This is a genomic window from Stygiolobus sp. CP859M, from assembly GCF_037389975.1.
Lineage (GTDB): Archaea > Thermoproteota > Thermoprotei_A > Sulfolobales > Sulfolobaceae > Stygiolobus.
Map to the genome: position 1 here is coordinate 68,750 of NZ_JBBHKS010000024.1, position 17,881 is coordinate 86,630.

Consider the following 17,881-nt stretch of genomic DNA (forward strand, 5'->3'; position numbering starts at 1 on the left):
AAATCTCACCGATTCAATTATTAGTACTTATGGTTTTTTAGTTTATTACCCATTTTATATTATTGGTTAGTATGACAACCACAGATTCGGTAAAGAAAGCTGCTGACCTCCTGAGACAAGGAGCCACAATGTTAGATATGGCATGCCCTTTATGCCATATGCCTTTATTTAGGCTTAAGAACGGAGATATTGTATGTCCAACTCATGGAAAGGTTTATGTAGTAGAGAACGAGGAGGAAGAAAAGAAAATTACTGGTGCTATAACGTTAGATAAACTGGAAAACACTCTGTATAAGGGAATAGAATTCCTAGACCAACGGCTTAACAAAGATCCTCTTGATATTGATGCTATAAATCAAGTGATAAGATATTTAGAAGCTATTGAAAGAATAAATAGAATTAAAGGGTTAATAAATAAGAATAAATGATTGAATATACTTCTTCGACTACGTCATTTAACGACTTCTCCGCGTTAACCATTACTATGTTTTTCTCTCTTCTAGCAAGCTCAAGATACTTCTCCCTTACTATTGTAAGGCTTTCTATTTTTTCCTTAAAATTGAACTTATCGTTTTTCTGAATTCTTTGCAACGCTTTGTTAGGAGAGATATCCAAAAGGATAGTGAGAACTGGTTTCGGAAACTTTGAATTTACAGTTTCTATCCAGTTCTCCTCTATACCTAGGGCTGACTGATATGCAATAGAGGAATAAATATATCTGTCCATAAGAATAACGTCAGGATTCTGATTTATTAACTCTCTTAAATGATATGCCCTATCCGCAGCGAACAGTAACGTCAATGCGATTGGATCTTTCCAACCACTCTTCTCTATAAGACTTGTAATCTCATTAGTAAAAGGTTCCCTCGTGAGAACTATATTCTTACTACTAAACCGGTTTTTCAACCTCTGATAAACCATATTTGCTACTGTTGTCTTACCTGAGCCATCTATCCCTTCGAACGAGATTATTCTAAGCATTTTCTCACCCTTACTCTACTCTCGGTGAAGTTTTCGTTTAACCTAAATTCCCCCAATATCACCCCATCGAAATTTTCCACTGGTGTAAGAATTTCGACAATACCTAAATCCTCTTTTATATCTTTGATTAAACCAGCTCCTACTGTTTTCCCTTTATACGTTAAGCCCAAATAAAGTCCGAAGAGTTCGGCTCTGTCAACGTATAGCCCTTCACAAGGTTTTTCATCTATTAATTGTACATACTGGTTCCATGCCCTTATTAGGTTCTTAGAAATAGGTGTTCCGACAACTGTTCTCATATCGATCACATTTACTTTAGCGTTACTGAAATAATCTCTGTATTTCCTTGATCTATATTCTCTTCTCTTATTTCTGCTCCGATCTACGTTAAGCGGAAAAGGCTTTAATAACTTGACCTTTCTTAGTAAGTCTCTGGGCATATCTTTAATTATCCTTTGATCGAACGTGAGAATGTAATCTGGATCTATTGTATAGATTAGTTCAAGCTTATGCCTATAAGCGTGAAACCCCCTAACCCATCCATCGCTATCTATGACTACGTTGTCTGAATTGATTTCCTTAAGTGTAAGTAGTACTAGAAATATATGTAATCTCGGATTTGTTGATGGTGTTATACTTCCTAAAAATTCAATACCATCTATTCTACGTTGTGAAAGAAGTAACTTTTTCGAAACATCCTTAGAATATGCAATGAAAGCTGGCAAAAATATTGACGATTGTCCGACATCGGAATCTATTGTAGAACTTCCATATAAGTTTGCTAGAAAATTAGAAAAGTAAGTTTTTCCAGAATTTTCATCACCTAACACTATTATTTTTCCTCCAGATATTTCCTTTGCAATATTATACCATCCTAATGTTTTATATGACTGAATAATCTTACAGTTACTTTCTATCTCTGAGTTAGTTAAAGATGTCACAGTAAAGTAATTATCGGAGTTTATATCTAGCTTATCTCCTGCCCCTAACTCTATCCCTGATATCATTATTTTACCGTCTTTCACGTAGAGATCACAAGGACCTTGTATCACAACATCATAATCCGTTATTATTTTCATGAAGCTGACCTAAGTGCTATGATATAAGCCGCCCTAACATCTCTGTCTTTTATTTTGACAAACGGATTTCCAGAGGAACTACTTTTAGACTCATTAACCATCTTAGCTTGTTCAAAGTTCATCTTTACGATTCTGTAGACTAATTCACCTATTTTGTTACCTCCGCCTATTCCGATCTTAAGAGACTTATGAGGATAAGTTTGTATAATTTCTGATAATTGTTCATTTACATCTATTACATTAGCGTTTCTACTTTCTATTAGTTCACCGTCCCCTATCACTGCAATAGACAATTTATCCTTGTTAGTGTCTATTCCAATAAGTAGTTCATTAAAATATTGCTTACCCTTTATTTCACATAAAATTCTACCTAATAATACGTTCAATGGTACGAAATTAATATCTTCATCCTTAATTATTATTTCTCCGTCATCTGAGATTTTTATTCCCCTCTCTTTAAATACTCTAACTAAATCTCGATATTTCTTAGCATCAGATACCTTTATTGCAACCTTTTTTACCACAATTACTTAATTAATTCAGAGGAATTTAAAGATTTGAAGATTAGCGATTATATTTTCCAGAAGGGAAATATTGTTTCAATATACGGAGAGGCTGGTACTGGTAAGACTATTATAGGAGTACATGTAGCCTTAGAATTAGGAAATAGTCTTTATATTTCAACTAAGGACTCAAGCTATAAAGCAAGAGTGGAAAAATTAAAGGGAAGACCTGATGTTTATTTCACTCAAGCCCCTACCCAGCCTGAAATGATCTCAGCAATATTAAAAGCTTCTCAGCTGGGTTTACAATTAATTGTTATTGATCCCGTAAACTATTTGTATAAGTTATCTAGGAGAAAAAAGGATTTAGAATTACCACTAATTTTATGTCAAGGGTTTAGTAAAAATGGGATTAATAACAATAATAAAGTGTTATTATTATGGGATATTTCAGGAAATAACAGAGTAGCAGGTGAGTTATTTATGAGGAGGTTTTCTGACGAAGTACTGAGGATAACAAAAGGTGAAATCATTGGTAACTTGAGGGTTTGTAAATTTAGGATATTGGACTCTGGTGTTGTAGGGTGCTTATAGCCGCATTACTAGTAGGAATTGTATATTATTTACCCGCATTAGCTGCAAACGGTAGTGCACCCTTCGTCAAAAAGGGTACACCCATCGACTTTAGGAAAAAACTTAATGACGGTAGGAGAATTTTAGGAGATGGAAAAACCTTTGAAGGTTTACTATTAGCAGTCACTTTTGGTACGACTGTTGGAGCAATTATCTCCAGATTTTTAGGAGATGAATGGATATTTATTGCATTTTTTGAAAGCTTAGCTGCAATGATAGGGGATATGATAGGTGCTTTTATAAAGAGAAGACTCGGAATGGAAAGAGGACAGAGAGCTCCGTTACTAGACCAACTTGATTTCTTTGTATCTTCGACCTTAGTCTTAGTCTTAATGCACGTGAAGATCCAGATTGTTCAAATTTTATTTATAGGAATATTAGTAATATTTCTTCATTTATTTACCAACTACGTTGCTTTTCGATTAAAAATAAAAAGTGTCCCGTGGTAATTATTAATCATGCCAAAAAGAGGGAGTGAAAAAACTTATTCCACACTTAATAATGCTTATGTATTAATAATATTGATTGTCCTCATGGGAATCACTATATTAGGAGCGATAGCTTTCCCATATTATATTTCTCCGATAACCTACTCTAATGGAGGAGCTCCTCAGGCTGGTGGGATCGCTGTTCTTGCAGCAATTATAATTATGGGTGCTATTGCAGGTGTTTATTTCATAGAAAACAGAAATTATGAACTTGGTGGAATCCTTTTAATAATGTCACTACTTATCGTAGCAGTTTATGTATGGGTATCGTACGGTTCCAATGCAATTAAATTTATATTTAACATCTGACAGTGTGAAATGTGATTATCAATGGAACCAATAAAAATTACGCTCTCTAGTGGTAGGGAAATTATAATTGATGAAAACGCTGTTAAGATTCTTAATGAATATGTTAGAACACAAATGACACTAGAACAATTAGCAAAGAAATTAAATCTTACTGGATGGGAAGAGGCATACGATCTAATAAAACAGCTCCCATCTCATATAATGTGGACTCCTATATCTATCCTTAATAAAATGAGTAATTCCACAAAAGGAAGCTAAAATCTAACTTGTTTTTGAATCAAACTTTTCTGTAGCACTCAGGTCTTGATTCATATATTAAGCCCTGCTTTCTCATATCCGTAATTAGTTTTTCTATGCTTTGTTTATCTATACCGACGCTTTCACCTTCTTTAATTATATCTTTAACCTTAGCACACTCATTAATAGATAACGTATCAATTATTTCAAGGATTTTCGCCATTTTCTCTCTTGCACTCTTAGGCTTACCAGTCATTATAGTGTCTATATCAATTTTACCTGACTCCACATCTAATCCTACGTTTTCTAAGAAGATTCTCATAATATTAATAGCCCTCTCAGCGTCTTCTTTAGTTACCTCACTTTTCAACGCCATTTTAGCATAGGCCTCGGATATTCTTATTAACGCTTCCAACTGACGGGGTGTAATCATAATTGGGGAATCTACACTTTCTACACTTTTACGTCTCATCTCTACGAAGAAATCTTGCAATAATTTTTTCGCCTCTTCACTTAGCTTTGGTGAGACGTTCTTCCTAGCATAGGCTATATATTTCTTCAATAAGTCTATATCAATTACACTTTGTGTATTGTTTCTATTTCCATGAACATTAAGAATGTGTGATGCTAGATATACATCGGATTCCCCAGGGTTATCAATCAAGATAAATATCAGGTCGAACCTTGAGAGTATCGTAGGAGGTAGATTAATGTTCTCTGATATTCCTCTTTCCTTTATGTATCTTCCTAATTTAGGGTTACCTGCAGCAATAACCGTAGCTCTCGCATTTAACTTTGCTACAATACCAGCTTTAGCGATTGAGACTGTTTGTTGTTCCATAGCCTCATGAATAGCTACTCTATCATCATCTCTCATTTTGTCTATCTCGTCAATTACGGCCACTCCTCCATCCGCTAGGACTAAAGCACCTGCCTCTAAGTAAAAATCCCCGCTATTTTTATCTCTGGTTACAGTCGCCGTTAATCCCGCTGCCGTAGAACCTTTGCCAGTAGTATAAACTGCTCTGGGTGCGACCCTTGATGCAAACTGTAATATCTGTGACTTAGCTGTACCTGGATCTCCTATAATTAAAACGTGAATATCGCCTCTTATTCTAGTTCCGTCATTTAATAGTTTACTAACACCTCCAAATAACGCAAGGGCTATTGATTCTTTTATTTCCCAATGACCATATATAGATGGGGCTATTGAGGATATTATTTTCTCCCTTATCCATGGATCCTTAGCTAACTCCTTAATTTTCTTTTCATCTTCTTCGGATATTTTAACCTCGTCTAGTACTTTTTGAGATATCTCGATGCTATTAACTTTAAGGTAGAAATCAAATACGGACTTGCTTCCTCTTTTTATTTGTGAATCTTTCTTAATCTCTAAAATTCCTACAATTTTCACCCTATCACCTGGTCTTGCTACGTCCACTAAATCGTCTTCAAACACAACTTCCAATTGTCTTGGTAATTGTCCAGGTGGTATTTCTTCTGGTCTTTCTTGTACCACTGCTTTCTGATAATCAATGAAAGTTGATTTGTCTTCAATTAATCTAAATTGCCCAGCTTTACCACATACTGGACATGTGGAAGGTAATTCTATTATTTCACCCATATCGTCATCAGGCCATGAAAATTCTTGCATACAATCAGGGCTTATATGCTGATAAACAGCCTTGCTAAGTCGTTCCTTCACTGGTGTAGACTTTACTAAGATCCCTTCTATCGCGATAAGTTTACCAATATCATTACTTCTTATTTTCCTTAGTTCTACGACTCTAGGTATATTTGTTACCCTAAGGTGAATATTTGATATTTCGTATTGAAATTGCGGATCTTTTTCTATTATGTAATCATAAATTTTTCTTTCTAGAATTGGAATGATCTCTTTAGGAGAAGTTATTAAGAGAGTAGCCAGTTCTTGATTAAAAGAGAATAAGTCTGCAAAATTTACATAGAAGCTTTTCTTTCTATAAGCTATTATTTCATTAATTTGATTTAAATAGGATTTACCTCTGTTGTCCTTAAAGGTAGTAATAAATTCTATGAATAATTCTCCATAGTCAACTTGTTTAGCTTCCAATTATATCACCTATTCCGCGTTCAATTACACTCTTTATTGTTTTATACACTAAAAATTCTTCATTAGTCATTCTATCAATCAAACTTTCATCTGAAATATTGAGAAATGCTAACTGCATAATTTTCCTGATTCTGATAGAGACTATCTCATTTACCACTTGGTCTAATTTTCTAAGTAGCTCTAGTGCTTGTAAATCATTTTTTCTTTTTAATTCATCCCTTAAAAGTTGAACTCGATGATAAAAGTCCTTAGGAAGAGCTGAAAGAGATGCTGGGGTATTTATTGTTTGCTTCTCTTGGAATAGGATTCTGCCGAGTTCATCGATGCTAATCACATCAGTTATTTTAACAACGTTTCTCTCTTGTAATACTATACCTAACCACGTAGATACCTCATCTTCGCTACCTTTTGATAGCATAATTTCTTCAAACCCATTGTCATACGGACCCCAATCATCTAATACTAAGACCTTTTTTTTAGTAAGCATCATAACCCTATTAATAGCTTTTATCTTAGTAGTAATCACAAGTTAAGGTTTGTATAGTAGTGCTTAAAAGGTATACTATTGTGAACCCAGTTCTTTTAGTAACTGCTAGAAAGAACAAGGAAAATAAATGTATTATCGAGATCATGAACAGAATACTAATTAGAGATATAAATGCTAAGATTGAAGAAGTAGTAAAAAATGTGTTTTTAGTGTACTCTAGCTTATCCCCAATGGAGGCATATGGACTTTTATTTTCTGCTCGCCCATCATGTATTGCTAAAGTATATCCAATCCATTTCATGATTCCGAGTACTCAAGAGGAAGAAATTATTCGGAAGACTATTGAAAACGCTAAAAAGATTGTGAAGACTTCGTTTTACGTAGATTGTCACAAGAGGGGAATTGAAGTAAATTGCAGACAAATTGAGATAGGTATAGGGTTAGGTCTAAAGGGTTACGCTAAAGTTGATTTTAAGAAACCGGATTTTATAGTTGTTATTAACGTTATTCCTAATTTAGCTACAGTCTCGTATGTTAAAAATACTTTCGGCTAACTCTCTCAGTTATGAAATATATAGTATTACTCGAAAATTAGATTTAGGTGAAAGTTTTGGTTGACCTCAAAGACTTGATTGAAAATACCATTGAAGGTAGTACAGTGTTTAATAATCTATCAGTTCTTAATCCAGAACACATTCCTGCGAACTTACCCCACAGAGAGACACAAATAAAAGAACTTACTGTTTCGTTTAAAGATCTTATATTAAACCCTGGAGGAACTTCTATAAGGACAGTAATAGTAGGTAGAACCGGTACTGGAAAGACTGTAACCACCAAGAAATTCGGTAAGGAACTTCAAGATATTGCAAATAAAAAAGGGATAAGGTTATTCTACGTTCACGTTAATTGCCATAGGCAAAGAACTCTTTACCTTATGCTAATGGAGATAGCTCAGAGTCTAAGGTTACCATTACCTAACAGAGGGCTTTCCTCGCAAGAAACTTTCAAGTTAATTTACGACTACTTAGAGAGGAAAAATATACATCTACTATTAACCTTAGATGAATTTGACTATTTCATTAGTACATCTCCCGTGGAAGATATATATTTCTTGGTAAGGATATATGACGAATTAAATGTAAACGTAAAAAGACTTCACTATATCTTTATAGTTAGAGAACTGACAAGCCTTTCAAGTCTTGATAAGAGCATTAAAGACCACATAATTAAGAACGTTATAGAGTTTCCACCTTATAGTTCTTTCCAACTTTATGATATATTACAAGACAGAATAGTTAATGAAAAAGCATTTAAACAAAACGCCGTTACTGACGAAGCAGTCAAGTTCATTTCTGACATTCACGGAGCGGATAAAGGAGGAAGTGGAAACGCAAGACTTGCGATAGAAACATTGGAATTGGCTGGAAGAATAGCGGACGCCGAAAGTTCGCCTATAATAACAATTGAGCATGCAAAAAAAGCTAACTCAAAAATTAACCCAGAAATAAGCATTATCACAGATACGATAAGAGACTTGGACTTACATTACTTACTTTTACTAAAAGCAATCTCGTCTTTACATAAAAAATATGAAGAGGACTTCTTCTCTATGGGAAAAGTAGAAGAAGAGTACAGAAATATAAGCTCTTTATTGGGTGAAGAACCCAGAAGACATACACAGTTATTCGAATATATTAGGAGGCTAAAGCTAATGGGACTAATAATAACTCGACACAGTGGTAAAGGAATGAGAGGAAGAACTACACTTATATCCTTACCAGTTCCAGTCTCAGTAGAGTTAGAAAACCTTCTGGATCAGGAAATAAAAAGGAGGTTACAGAAATCACAAGTGAACTCCTAAATTCAGAAATTATAAGAATACTCTTTATCTTATTCAAGGAAGAAGAAACAAGCATAAGTAAGCTGTATAAAAAAACTAGAATTAATTATAAAAAACTAGAAAAAGATTTAGAATTGCTTGAAGACAAACACATCGTTGAGATAATAAAGGGTGATAAGTCTAAAATAATTAGACTGAACTACTCAAACCCAAAAGTGATAATATTAAAAAACTTGTTTGAGGAATTGGAAAATATATGACAGAAGCAAAAATAGTAGACATTTCTAAGAAAGACGTAATCTTAAGGGAAGCTATAGCAGAGGGTTTTATAAAACTTAAGAAGGAGACACTTTCTCTAATAAGAGATAGTAAAGTGGAAAAGGGAGACGTAATCAATACCGCTAAAGTTGCCGGCTTTCTAGCTGCCAAGAAGACTCCTGAATTAATCCCCATGTGTCATCCTGTCCCGCTAGAATTTGTAGATATTGACATAAAGATAGAAGACGAAGGACTAAGAGTAATTACAACCGTAAAAGCCAATTATAAGACTGGGGTAGAAATGGAAGCTCTTACAGCTACCTCGGTAGCATTATTAACTATATGGGATATGGTCAAGAAATATGAAAAAGATTCTCAAGGCCAATATCCAGAAACTCAAATATCTCATATCAGGGTTATTAGAAAGACTAAGATCTACGACGATAATACCTCCTAGTCCCTGTTTTACCCGCTTTTGATCCTGAAGCCTCACTTTCTTCACTAGGTTTCTCGCCCGATAAAGTCAGGATAATCTTCTTTTCTCCCTCTGTAAGTTCTAGTTCTTTATCTATCTTATCCTTATACTTCTTGTAATATTGAACTAAATAAGGTAAGATTCCTTCTAATGTTTTTGTTGAAGAATTATGTAGATGATTTGATATCTTTCTAAGTAGGTTATCTAGATTCTCCCTGTTTTCCTTGCTTTTAGCTAATAACTGGATATATTGTGGAAACTGATACTTAACCCATTTAGCCTTATAAGTAGGTTTCTTCTTTTCTAAAGATGCAAAAGCTACTCCAGGGCCCATCAAATCAAAGACATAAGATAAAAGATCCCATTCACCTTTCTTAGCTCTACTTAAAAATATAGACGCTCTACTAAGAGCGTCATAAGCTCTCCATATGTCTTCTAAAGCCTCATACTGTAAAGGAATGTTTTCATCTAACCATCTCATGAGGAGCTCATAATCAATTTGAGTACTAGTAGCGGCGTTCTTAGCTTGCCAATAATATTTAGCCCAAAATATATCTCTAAGTGCTTCAAAGGGATCAAGTTCTCTATCCTTCTTCCTTACTAATTCTTTTACAGTTTCGGCTGTTACTTTACCGTAACCTTCAGCTACTCCTTGTAACATATTTATTGCGTATCTTGCATCTCCTTCACTTTGTTCTACGATGTAGTCTAGTGCATCATCACTACATTGAATTTTTTCCGCGTCACAAATCTTTTTTAAAATCCTCCTCATGGGATACTTAGTAAGTCTCTTCAGCTCAATCATCTTTACAGCGTTCCTAAGAGGCCTTAGTGACGGATCCCACGGATCATTAGCAGTTAGAATTATAGGATATTTTGTCTTTTGAATTAACTCTAAAATCGCGTCTATTGCGCCAGCATCTTCTCTAGAACTAATTCCGTCAGCTTCATCCAAAAGTATAAGCTTACCTCTTACACCGAATAAAGAACCAGTAGTGGCTGCTTGTTCGGCTATACTCCTTATTTGCATGATGTTTCTTGTATCACTTGCATTCATTTCTATTAATTCGAGTTTGTAATCTCTAGCTAAGGCCTCCGCTATTGTCGTTTTACCTACACCTGGAGGCCCATAAAGTAAGATAGCTTTCGAAGTAGGGTTTTTACTGTTTAACCAACTTTCGATCCATTCCTTAATTTCCTTCTTTGCATCTTCCTGATTCTCTACATCTTGTATAGATTTAGGTCTATATTTTAAAAACCACTGTAAGGGCAATTATGAACCACCGTACTTCTGAGCATATAACGCCATTTTAGCTAGAAACGCATTCAATTGAATTTCATCGTCTGCTCCCTCTATAATTCTAAATTCTACCTCACCAGCGTAATCTACTAGAACTACCTTTAACTCATCAGGTATGTTTATTTCATTACCAGTTAGCTCTCTGTGAATCTGCTTAATAATGTCCTCTCCAGATAGCCCATAATTTACTAACAAGTTCCTTAGTTTCTCTCTGGCTTGCATGAACTTTCCTTGTAGAGCTAAATTTAACATTTCCCTAACTTCCTTAGGTTGTGCTAATCCCAAAACTTTATACACAGCTTCTACAGTCACTTTTCCGTAAGCGGAAGCAGCTTGAAGAATATTGATAGATTTTCTCATATCACCAAGAGTAATATCATAGATAGTTTCTAAAGCCTTCTGTTCAACATCTACTTTCTCGCTCTTCGCTATGTACATTAGCCTGCTTACTACGTCCTCTCTTTTCAATGGATAAAATCTAAATAAAGCCGTCCGTGACTGTATCGGTTCAATTATTTTGCTCAGATAGTTACATGCTAGTATAAACCTAGTAGTTTCTGTATATAACTCCATTGTTCTTCTTAGCGCTTGTTGTGCGTCTGCAGTCATATTATCCGCCTCATCAAGTAAGACAACCTTAAATGGAATTTCCCCAGCTACAATAGTTCTAGCGAACTCCTTTACCTTATTTCTTATAACGTCAATACCTCTTTCATCGCTTGCGTTAAGTTCTAAGAAGTATTGCCTATAATTATCACCATATAGATCATGCACAAGAGCTAATGCAGCTGTGGTTTTTCCAGTCCCAGGTGGTCCGGAGAATAACAAGTGCGGCATGTTTTTTTCTTTTACAAATTTCTTTAATCTCTCTACTATATCTTTTTGATTTACTATGTCGTCTAATGTTCTAGGTCTATATTTTTCAGCCCAAAGCACTTCTTCCTCTTGCATTTATTTCACCTTCTTTTATACTTGCCCATTATAACCCCTTTATCAATTATGTGTCCTTCCATCATACTTTTTAATTCATCAGCAGTAACCCCGTGCTTCTCGGGTAGCTCCACATCTAAAGCGTAAACGTTGAAGTAATATCTATGTGGAGGATGTGTCCTGGGCGGACAAGGACCTCCATATCCAACACGACCAAAATCATTTACCCCTTGAATCGTGGAAGAAAACTTTATCACTTTTGGTATGTTCTTAGGTAATTTATTATCCTTAATATTATAAATCACCCAGTGTATAAAAGTTCCTCCTGGAGCATCTGGATCTTCCACTATTATAGCATAACTTTTTGCACTAGTTACATTATCCCATTCTAGATCAGGAGAAATATCAGAGCCGTCACAAGTATATTCTTGAGGAATCATATCTTCATTTTTAAATGAACCACTTTTGACGTTCATATAGAGAATTACAAGTGCAAAAATAAAACACTAACTCTGCTTCTTGTTTAAGTAAAATTCTTGCTCCTGATGCCCTTGCTTAGTTATTTTTGCAACAATTACACCAGTACCGGTATAAGGATCTCTTTTTAACGACGAGAATATAGCCCTTTTAGCCAGTTCAGCTGCTTCATCTAAAGTGAGATCTTGCCTATAACTATCTTCTATAACACCAATGGCCTCTACGGAGCCAGATCCCGTAGCCGTATAATCTTCTTCTATGAAATCGCCTAGATAGTCAAGGTTATATAGCCTAGGCTTGTCGTCAACCCCTCCTATAAGTATTTGAACTAAGTACGGAAAATACTTAGACGTTGATAGTAAGGTAGCTAAGTATGTAGCTAAAGCCTTAACAGTAATAGGCCTAACGCTTGTTATTTTGTTGTAATGGTACAGATTTTTCAATATATTGTAAATATATTGTAAGTCAGCTACACTTCCAGCTGTTGTAATTCCAATATTGTCAGATATATATAAGACCTTCCTAACGTACTTATGTGCAACATAAAAACCTGCGCTAGCCCTTCTATCTGCAGCTAGGACAACTCCATCTTTAGTCTTTATACCTACTGTTGTAGTTCCTTTCAAGATTTTGTTATGAATATCGATATTCTGAGGCAATCTACTCATTTCACAAAACCCTAATTTTATTCACCTATCAGTTACTAATAAATCCAACAATGCCTAAAATACGTTCAGCGATATCAAGCACTACGCCGTCTTCATAAGGTAAACCGCTAATCATTAAACCTATAGGTAATCCATTAATTCTTTCAACTGGTATAGATATTGATGGAGCTCCCACAACGTTAAAGATTTCTGTATTACTAACCAAAATATCCCTATATTCTAGTTCTCGTCCTACTACGTCCGATATCTTAGGTGCAGAAGCTTTCGTGGTAGGCGAGATCAAAACGTCAACCTTGTTAAACATTTTAATATATTCTTCTATTATAATCCTTCTTATTCTCATAGCATCAACATACTCATACCCGGGGATTACGCTCCCCATCTCCAGTAATTTTTTGACATCGTCAAAGTATCTATTCTTATTTTGATTAAACCAGTTCTTGTGATAAGAATAAGCTTCTGAGAGAGCTATCACTTTCCTCACATAAGGAGAATATTTTCTAACGATTTGACTATCAATATCGACTATGTCATAATAACTGGATAATTTATTTATAAATCTTAGAAGAGTCTTAGATGCTTGATCTTCTCCAAATAGAAACATACCCAATCTGGGCTTTCTCTTTGCTTGATACGTAAAAGGTAGTTTATCCTCAACTACTGAATCTAAAACCTTATAGAGAACTTTCATATCTCTAACTAGAAAACCTATAGTATCAAAAGTCCAACTGAAGGGAATAACCCCGTCAGTCGGAATTAAGCCAGTTGTAGGCTTATACCCTATAACACCACAAAGGGATGCCGGAATTCTAATAGACCCACCCGTATCTGTTCCTACGCCTACGTCAGCTAAACCTAATGCTACGGCTACCGCAGAACCACCACTAGATCCTCCTGAAATTCTTTCAGGATCTATAGGGTTTTTAGCAGGGCCAATGACCGATGATGTGTTAGTTGCACCCATAGCGAATTCATGTGTGTTTGACTTCCCTACTATTTCTCCTCCTTCATCTGAAATTTTCTGTGTTATTGAGGCGTTTTTTGTAGGTATATGTTTAAAAAACCTTGAACCTGCAGTAGTAGGTAAACCTTGAACATTTATTATATCTTTTATTGCAAATTTAAGCCCGCTTAGTTTACCTCTCTCCTTACCCTTGACCCTTTGCAGCGTAATAAAGATATTGTACTTTGAATTTAAGCTTTCTAAACTCATCTTTGGTCACGCAAAATAACGGTTCTGGGAGTTCGATCTCGCTATTATTCTTCATAATATACACTTAATAATTTCCGCTGTGATATTTTAAAAATTTTATGTTGAAAATTTATTGTTTATTATTCACTTACTAATTTTTATTTCATTACATTTAATAAATTAATCTTTATGTGGTAGCTAAATATTTATATTGTTTGTACAATTTAAACTTATCATGAAGGCTATCGTTGTTCCAGGTCCAAAACAAGGTTACAAGTTACAAGAGGTACCAGATCCTAAGCCCGACAAAGACGAAGTGGTAATAAGAGTCGATAGAGCTGCATTATGTTATAGAGATCTACTTCAACTTCAAGGATTCTACCCGAGAATGAAATACCCAGTAATTCTAGGGCATGAAGTGGTAGGAACCATAGAAGAAAAAGGAGAAAATGTAGAGGGATTCGAAGTTGGTGACAAAGTAATTTCTCTTCTATACGCTCCTGATGGTACATGCGAGTATTGTAGAATAGGAGAGGAGGCTTATTGCCACCATAGGTTAGGATACTCAGAGGAACTAGACGGATTTTTCGCAGAAAAGGCTAAAATAAAAGTAACGAGTCTAGTAAAAGTACCTAAAAACGTTAGTGACGAAAACGCTGTGCTAGTACCTTGTGTTACTGGAATGATATATAGGGGAATCAGAAGGGCTGGTGGCATAAGGAATGGAGAATATGTATTAGTAACTGGGGCTAGCGGCGGAGTAGGCATTCACGCAATCCAAGTGGCTAAGGCTCTGGGGGCTAAGGTAATCGGCGTTACAACATCTGAGGAAAAAGCGAAGATAATAAAACAATATGCAGACTATATAATTGTAGGAACAAAATTCGCTGATGAAGCCAAAAAAATAGGCGATGTAACATTAGTAATAGATACAGTAGGAACTCCAACTTTTGATGAAAGCTTGAAGTCGCTTTGGATGGGTGGTAGAATAGTCCAAATAGGAAACGTAGATCCAACACAATCCTATAATCTAAGATTAGGCTACGTAATTTTAAAGGATATAAAAATAGTAGGACATGCGTCTGCAACTAAATATGATGCGGAGCAAACTCTGAAATTAGACGCTGAAGATAAGATTAAGCCAGTTATAGCAGGTACTGTCTCGTTAGAGGAGATCGATAAAGGATATCAGATGATAAAAGATAAAAACAAAATCGGTAAAGTACTAGTAAAACCATAAATGGTATTATAGTATAATCTACAATGTGGAGATAAAATTTTCATCAATTAAAGTACCGTCTAGCTTAATCCCCCATGAAAAGGAGGAAATCGATCAGACTAAACAGATTTCAGAATATATTTACGAAGCAGTCCGCAATTCGGATGTGATTGATTTAGATATAGATGAAAAAACACTTTTTATCTATTCTATATTCACAAGTAAATTAGTAGATAACGTACTCGAGAATTCTTATTCTTACCTTTATGGGCTTAAAGGTTACAAGTACTTGTCTGGCGATATATCCATAGTACTAAGTGAGACTATCACATTTGCTACTCTACATACACTATATGACGTAAAGATCGAAAATATATTGCCTTTTAGAACTGTGAAATATTTAGGGACGATAGCGGATGCCCTTATAGATCTTGAAAAAGAATTGAAATTAGCTAAAGAACTAGAGACGGAGAGTGGACTATTATTTATAAATGTTAGAGCAGCTATGAGCCCTAGGTCTTATTATGTAGTGGATAAAATTTGGAAAAGTATACTCAACTTAGAATTGGTCAGATATCCAGATAATTATGGCTTAATATCATTGTTAACTAGAGATAAAGAAACTCTAAAAGAATCTTTCATATTCATCACACCTCAGTAAGAGTGAGAGAATATGAATTGTAAGAATCTAAATAAGGCTATAGTGATGTTATGGGTAGGAGATTCAAAGGAAGCCGAGGAAGACGCAAAGGAGTGTATGAATTTGTTAAAAGAGGAAATCCCTAATTTAAGAATTCTAATTAAAGAAGCTAAGATAGAAGCCGAAAGTGAATATTTGCTACCTAAAACACTTAGAGAAAAGGGATTAAACCCCGAAGATTTGCTTAAGCTAGCAATGTACGAGTTATCAAGAAGAATATATCTTTTTAGTGGTAATACTAAAAGCAAGGAAAGATCAGGAGTTATATATCTATGGCTAGATTTAGGAGTCAAAAAGATACTTAGAGGTTACTGTGAGGATTGCTATGGATATGTAAGTACATTACTAGGTAGCGGATTTGTAGTGATGGTAGATGGTGTAATCTATGCGGAATTTTTAGGTACTGATGAAGATAAAGCTGTGGAATCCGTATTAGGGGCAATTAAAGGACATAGAAAGAACAAATGAGAGAATGGCTTTAATAGATACTTTTAGTTATTCGAACATATTATCTTAGATAGGAGAAAATTATGTTAGAAAAGGGTAATGTAATAGCGTTTACTTTTTATACTTTCTTTTATGTTTGTTTTTTGCTGGGCCCGTAGCTCAGCCAGGTGGAGCGGCGGGCTCTTAACGAAAAGAGCCAGGTAGAGGGAGATACCCGTAGGTCCCGGGTTCAAATCCCGGCGGGCCCGCGCTATTTATTTTCTACTTAAAAATATTATGAAACCCACGTACGCCAAGTAGCCGAATATGACTAGAATTATCCCAAAATTTATGATTTTTATAAAAATAGGTGAGATATTAAACCCGCCTAAGTTTATTTTAAACCCTAGAAAAATAACTAAAAATGATAAGAATACAATGGATAGAGAAAATACAAATAGAAACAAGCCCAGCATCCTTATTTTAAGTTTATAACTTATATCCATAGATCAGATCCCTCACTGCTAATCTAACTGCTTGAGCTGATGAATAATTAGGCTTCCATCCTAACTGTTTTATCTTACTAATGTCAAGTAGCATAAATCTGACATCACCAACCCAGCCTCTACCCTCTCCTTTATCTATATATTCGTGTACTGGAGTCAGATTCATCTCCTCTTCTACTATTTTCGCAATTTCGTCCACAGTTATCCAATCTTCATTACCTACATTAAATGCATCATATAGACCGTTAAACTTTTTTTCCAGAGTTAGAAATGCGTCTATTACATCAGTTATATATATGTAACTTTTCCTCTGCTTACCATTCCCCAATATTTCTAATTTGTATGGATTTTTTCTTAATTTTTCTACAAAATCCTTTATAACACCATGAGACACCCTACCCCCCGTTACATTCGCCAATCTAATAGATATACCTTTTATTCCGTAGACTCTAGAATAATATTCAAGCAAATGCTCTCCTAAAAGTTTGAATACACCGTAATTAGAAATAGGCTTTAGTTCCGCATTTTCAGGTGTAGGTATTTTGTCTGTCTCTCCATAAACTGTGGATGAAGAGGCAAATACTAATAAACTGACGTCATTGCGCCTTGCCATTTCGAGCACGTTAAATGTTGCAATTACATCTCTACTAAAATGCTCGTAGGAATTAATCATAGACGTCCTAACATCTGGATTTGCAGCCAAATGGTAAAGTATGCTTCCAGCTTGTATTTTTAAACTAGAAGTTGAACTATCTCTTAAGTCGATATTGAGGTACTTAGCCTTCTTATTCACATAATTACCATTGGAAAAGTCATCAATTACTACGATGTCGTTATATAATTTCGTTAACGCATCTACCAAATGACTGCCTATATATCCTGCTCCACCGGTAATTACATAACTCATTTTATTAGCTAATCTAAGATTTAGTGCATTTATATAAATTAATCTTACTTGATTATCTTTGAAAATAAATAGCGCGGGCCCGCCGGGATTTGAACCCGGGACCTACGGGTCGCTTCCCGCGACCCACGGTTAAAAGCCCGCCGCTCTACCTGGCTGAGCTACGGGCCCAGCAAA

23 protein-coding genes and 2 tRNA genes are annotated in these 17,881 nt (G+C 35.2%); 13 read left to right on the top strand and 12 right to left on the bottom strand.

From position 1 onward, the window contains the following. The first annotated feature begins 71 nt into the window (after positions 1-71). Entirely contained in the window at positions 72-428 is a 357-nt protein-coding gene (locus tag WIW72_RS11710; protein WP_337699647.1) for an Sjogren's syndrome/scleroderma autoantigen 1 family protein, read from the top strand. Here WIW72_RS11710 and tmk read toward each other — a convergent pair. The 3 genes from tmk to WIW72_RS11725 are packed head-to-tail and all read right to left on the bottom strand — an operon-like array spanning position 400 to position 2,584. After that, the gene (gene tmk / locus WIW72_RS11715; protein ID WP_337699645.1) at positions 400-981 is read right to left on the bottom strand and encodes a dTMP kinase; all 582 of its coding nucleotides are present in this window, start codon (positions 979-981) and stop codon (positions 400-402) included. The two genes, WIW72_RS11710 and tmk, sit on opposite strands and share 29 nt — an antisense overlap. After that, positions 969-2,060 (bottom strand): Clp1/GlmU family protein, encoded by a 1,092-nt coding sequence (locus tag WIW72_RS11720; protein ID WP_337699643.1) that lies wholly within the window; start codon positions 2,058-2,060, stop codon positions 969-971. Before WIW72_RS11720 ends, tmk begins: the two co-directional genes overlap by 13 nt. Beyond that, entirely contained in the window at positions 2,057-2,584 is a 528-nt protein-coding gene (locus WIW72_RS11725) for a hypothetical protein (RefSeq protein WP_337699641.1), read from the bottom strand. Before WIW72_RS11725 ends, WIW72_RS11720 begins: the two co-directional genes overlap by 4 nt. 33 nt (positions 2,585-2,617) lie before the next feature. Here WIW72_RS11725 and WIW72_RS11730 point away from each other — a divergent pair, with 33 nt between their 5' ends. From WIW72_RS11730 to WIW72_RS11745, 4 genes are read left to right on the top strand one after another with little or no spacing between them, the layout of a single operon-like run. Continuing rightward, entirely contained in the window at positions 2,618-3,157 is a 540-nt protein-coding gene (locus WIW72_RS11730) for an AAA family ATPase (RefSeq protein ID WP_337699639.1), read from the top strand. Further along, complete coding sequence (locus WIW72_RS11735) at positions 3,148-3,645, top strand: CDP-2,3-bis-(O-geranylgeranyl)-sn-glycerol synthase (RefSeq protein ID WP_337699636.1); 498 nt, start codon at positions 3,148-3,150, stop codon at positions 3,643-3,645. Before WIW72_RS11730 ends, WIW72_RS11735 begins: the two co-directional genes overlap by 10 nt. Positions 3,646-3,654: 9 nt before the next feature. After that, positions 3,655-3,993, top strand: coding sequence for a hypothetical protein (locus WIW72_RS11740; protein WP_337699634.1), 339 nt, complete (start codon positions 3,655-3,657; stop codon positions 3,991-3,993). 21 nt (positions 3,994-4,014) lie between these two features. Further along, positions 4,015-4,251: a hypothetical protein gene (locus WIW72_RS11745; protein WP_337699632.1), complete on the top strand. Its 237-nt coding sequence runs from the start codon at positions 4,015-4,017 to the stop codon at positions 4,249-4,251. A 19-nt stretch (positions 4,252-4,270) separates the two neighbouring features. Here the strand turns inward: WIW72_RS11745 and mcm are convergent, their stop codons facing one another. Beyond that, positions 4,271-6,322: a minichromosome maintenance protein MCM gene (gene mcm / locus WIW72_RS11750; protein ID WP_337699630.1), complete on the bottom strand. Its 2,052-nt coding sequence runs from the start codon at positions 6,320-6,322 to the stop codon at positions 4,271-4,273. After that, entirely contained in the window at positions 6,312-6,848 is a 537-nt protein-coding gene (locus WIW72_RS11755) for a hypothetical protein (RefSeq protein ID WP_337699627.1), read from the bottom strand. The genes mcm and WIW72_RS11755 overlap by 11 nt, the downstream gene beginning before the upstream one ends. Before the next feature lie 20 nt (positions 6,849-6,868). Here WIW72_RS11755 and WIW72_RS11760 point away from each other — a divergent pair, with 20 nt between their 5' ends. Genes WIW72_RS11760 through moaC form a run of 4 tightly spaced genes read left to right on the top strand, consistent with a single transcriptional unit; the run spans position 6,869 to position 9,364 of the window. Continuing rightward, entirely contained in the window at positions 6,869-7,363 is a 495-nt protein-coding gene (locus WIW72_RS11760; RefSeq protein WP_337699625.1) for a THUMP domain-containing protein, read from the top strand. A 56-nt stretch (positions 7,364-7,419) separates the two neighbouring features. Continuing rightward, positions 7,420-8,670: an ORC1-type DNA replication protein gene (locus WIW72_RS11765; RefSeq protein ID WP_337699623.1), complete on the top strand. Its 1,251-nt coding sequence runs from the start codon at positions 7,420-7,422 to the stop codon at positions 8,668-8,670. A gap of 26 nt (positions 8,671-8,696) precedes the next feature. Continuing rightward, positions 8,697-8,909 (top strand): hypothetical protein, encoded by a 213-nt coding sequence (locus WIW72_RS13300; RefSeq protein ID WP_443295078.1) that lies wholly within the window; start codon positions 8,697-8,699, stop codon positions 8,907-8,909. Then, positions 8,906-9,364 (top strand): cyclic pyranopterin monophosphate synthase MoaC, encoded by a 459-nt coding sequence (moaC, locus tag WIW72_RS11770; protein ID WP_337699622.1) that lies wholly within the window; start codon positions 8,906-8,908, stop codon positions 9,362-9,364. Before WIW72_RS13300 ends, moaC begins: the two co-directional genes overlap by 4 nt. On the opposite strand, the gene WIW72_RS11775 is transcribed toward moaC, so the two are convergent. Genes WIW72_RS11775 through WIW72_RS11795 form a run of 5 tightly spaced genes read right to left on the bottom strand, consistent with a single transcriptional unit; the run spans position 9,336 to position 13,970 of the window. Then, positions 9,336-10,655 (bottom strand): replication factor C large subunit, encoded by a 1,320-nt coding sequence (locus WIW72_RS11775; RefSeq protein ID WP_337699620.1) that lies wholly within the window; start codon positions 10,653-10,655, stop codon positions 9,336-9,338. The genes moaC and WIW72_RS11775 overlap by 29 nt on opposite strands. Continuing rightward, on the bottom strand, positions 10,656-11,633 hold the full coding sequence (locus WIW72_RS11780) for a replication factor C small subunit (RefSeq protein WP_337699618.1): 978 nt from the start codon (positions 11,631-11,633) through the stop codon (positions 10,656-10,658). A 5-nt stretch (positions 11,634-11,638) separates the two neighbouring features. Next, positions 11,639-12,088, bottom strand: coding sequence for a YbhB/YbcL family Raf kinase inhibitor-like protein (locus WIW72_RS11785; RefSeq protein WP_337699616.1), 450 nt, complete (start codon positions 12,086-12,088; stop codon positions 11,639-11,641). 30 nt (positions 12,089-12,118) lie between these two features. Beyond that, positions 12,119-12,736 carry an archaeal proteasome endopeptidase complex subunit beta gene (gene psmB / locus WIW72_RS11790; RefSeq protein WP_337700050.1) on the bottom strand — a complete coding sequence of 206 codons (618 nt, stop codon included), beginning with the start codon at positions 12,734-12,736 and terminating at the stop codon, positions 12,119-12,121. Between the two features lie 49 nt (positions 12,737-12,785). Next, on the bottom strand, positions 12,786-13,970 hold the full coding sequence (locus WIW72_RS11795; protein ID WP_337699614.1) for an amidase: 1,185 nt from the start codon (positions 13,968-13,970) through the stop codon (positions 12,786-12,788). Between the two features lie 214 nt (positions 13,971-14,184). On the opposite strand from WIW72_RS11795, the gene WIW72_RS11800 reads away from it, so the two are divergent. From WIW72_RS11800 to WIW72_RS11815, 4 genes are all read left to right on the top strand, one after another. Continuing rightward, on the top strand, positions 14,185-15,189 hold the full coding sequence (locus WIW72_RS11800) for an acryloyl-coenzyme A reductase (protein ID WP_337699612.1): 1,005 nt from the start codon (positions 14,185-14,187) through the stop codon (positions 15,187-15,189). A gap of 25 nt (positions 15,190-15,214) precedes the next feature. After that, a complete protein-coding gene (locus WIW72_RS11805) occupies positions 15,215-15,829 on the top strand; it encodes a hypothetical protein (RefSeq protein WP_337699610.1) in 615 nt (204 codons plus the stop codon). 12 nt (positions 15,830-15,841) lie between these two features. Then, entirely contained in the window at positions 15,842-16,336 is a 495-nt protein-coding gene (locus WIW72_RS11810) for a hypothetical protein (RefSeq protein WP_337699608.1), read from the top strand. Positions 16,337-16,463: 127 nt separating this feature from the next. Continuing rightward, positions 16,464-16,563: transfer RNA gene (locus WIW72_RS11815), tRNA-Lys, on the top strand. A gap of 220 nt (positions 16,564-16,783) precedes the next feature. Here WIW72_RS11815 and WIW72_RS11820 read toward each other — a convergent pair. Together WIW72_RS11820 and WIW72_RS11825 are read right to left on the bottom strand one after the other, a co-directional pair. Further along, positions 16,784-17,707 (bottom strand): NAD-dependent epimerase/dehydratase family protein, encoded by a 924-nt coding sequence (locus WIW72_RS11820; protein ID WP_337699606.1) that lies wholly within the window; start codon positions 17,705-17,707, stop codon positions 16,784-16,786. Positions 17,708-17,781: 74 nt separating this feature from the next. Further along, positions 17,782-17,875, bottom strand: a tRNA-Lys gene (locus WIW72_RS11825). Positions 17,876-17,881: the final 6 nt, after the last annotated feature.

Excerpts from the sequence above, each read along its gene's own strand:
- WIW72_RS11710 (WP_337699647.1), top strand. The coding sequence starts at position 72 with ATGACAACCACAGATTCGGTAAAGAAAGCTGCTGACCTCCTGAGACAA.
- tmk (WP_337699645.1), bottom strand. The coding sequence starts at position 981 with ATGCTTAGAATAATCTCGTTCGAAGGGATAGATGGCTCAGGTAAGACA.
- WIW72_RS11720 (WP_337699643.1), bottom strand. The coding sequence starts at position 2,060 with ATGAAAATAATAACGGATTATGATGTTGTGATACAAGGTCCTTGTGAT.
- WIW72_RS11740 (WP_337699634.1), top strand. The coding sequence starts at position 3,655 with ATGCCAAAAAGAGGGAGTGAAAAAACTTATTCCACACTTAATAATGCT.
- WIW72_RS11745 (WP_337699632.1), top strand. The coding sequence starts at position 4,015 with ATGGAACCAATAAAAATTACGCTCTCTAGTGGTAGGGAAATTATAATT.
- moaC (WP_337699622.1), top strand. The coding sequence starts at position 8,906 with ATGACAGAAGCAAAAATAGTAGACATTTCTAAGAAAGACGTAATCTTA.
- WIW72_RS11780 (WP_337699618.1), bottom strand. The coding sequence starts at position 11,633 with ATGCAAGAGGAAGAAGTGCTTTGGGCTGAAAAATATAGACCTAGAACA.
- WIW72_RS11785 (WP_337699616.1), bottom strand. The coding sequence starts at position 12,088 with ATGAACGTCAAAAGTGGTTCATTTAAAAATGAAGATATGATTCCTCAA.
- WIW72_RS11795 (WP_337699614.1), bottom strand. The coding sequence starts at position 13,970 with ATGAGTTTAGAAAGCTTAAATTCAAAGTACAATATCTTTATTACGCTG.
- WIW72_RS11800 (WP_337699612.1), top strand. The coding sequence starts at position 14,185 with ATGAAGGCTATCGTTGTTCCAGGTCCAAAACAAGGTTACAAGTTACAA.
- WIW72_RS11810 (WP_337699608.1), top strand. The coding sequence starts at position 15,842 with ATGAATTGTAAGAATCTAAATAAGGCTATAGTGATGTTATGGGTAGGA.
- WIW72_RS11820 (WP_337699606.1), bottom strand. The coding sequence starts at position 17,707 with ATGAGTTATGTAATTACCGGTGGAGCAGGATATATAGGCAGTCATTTG.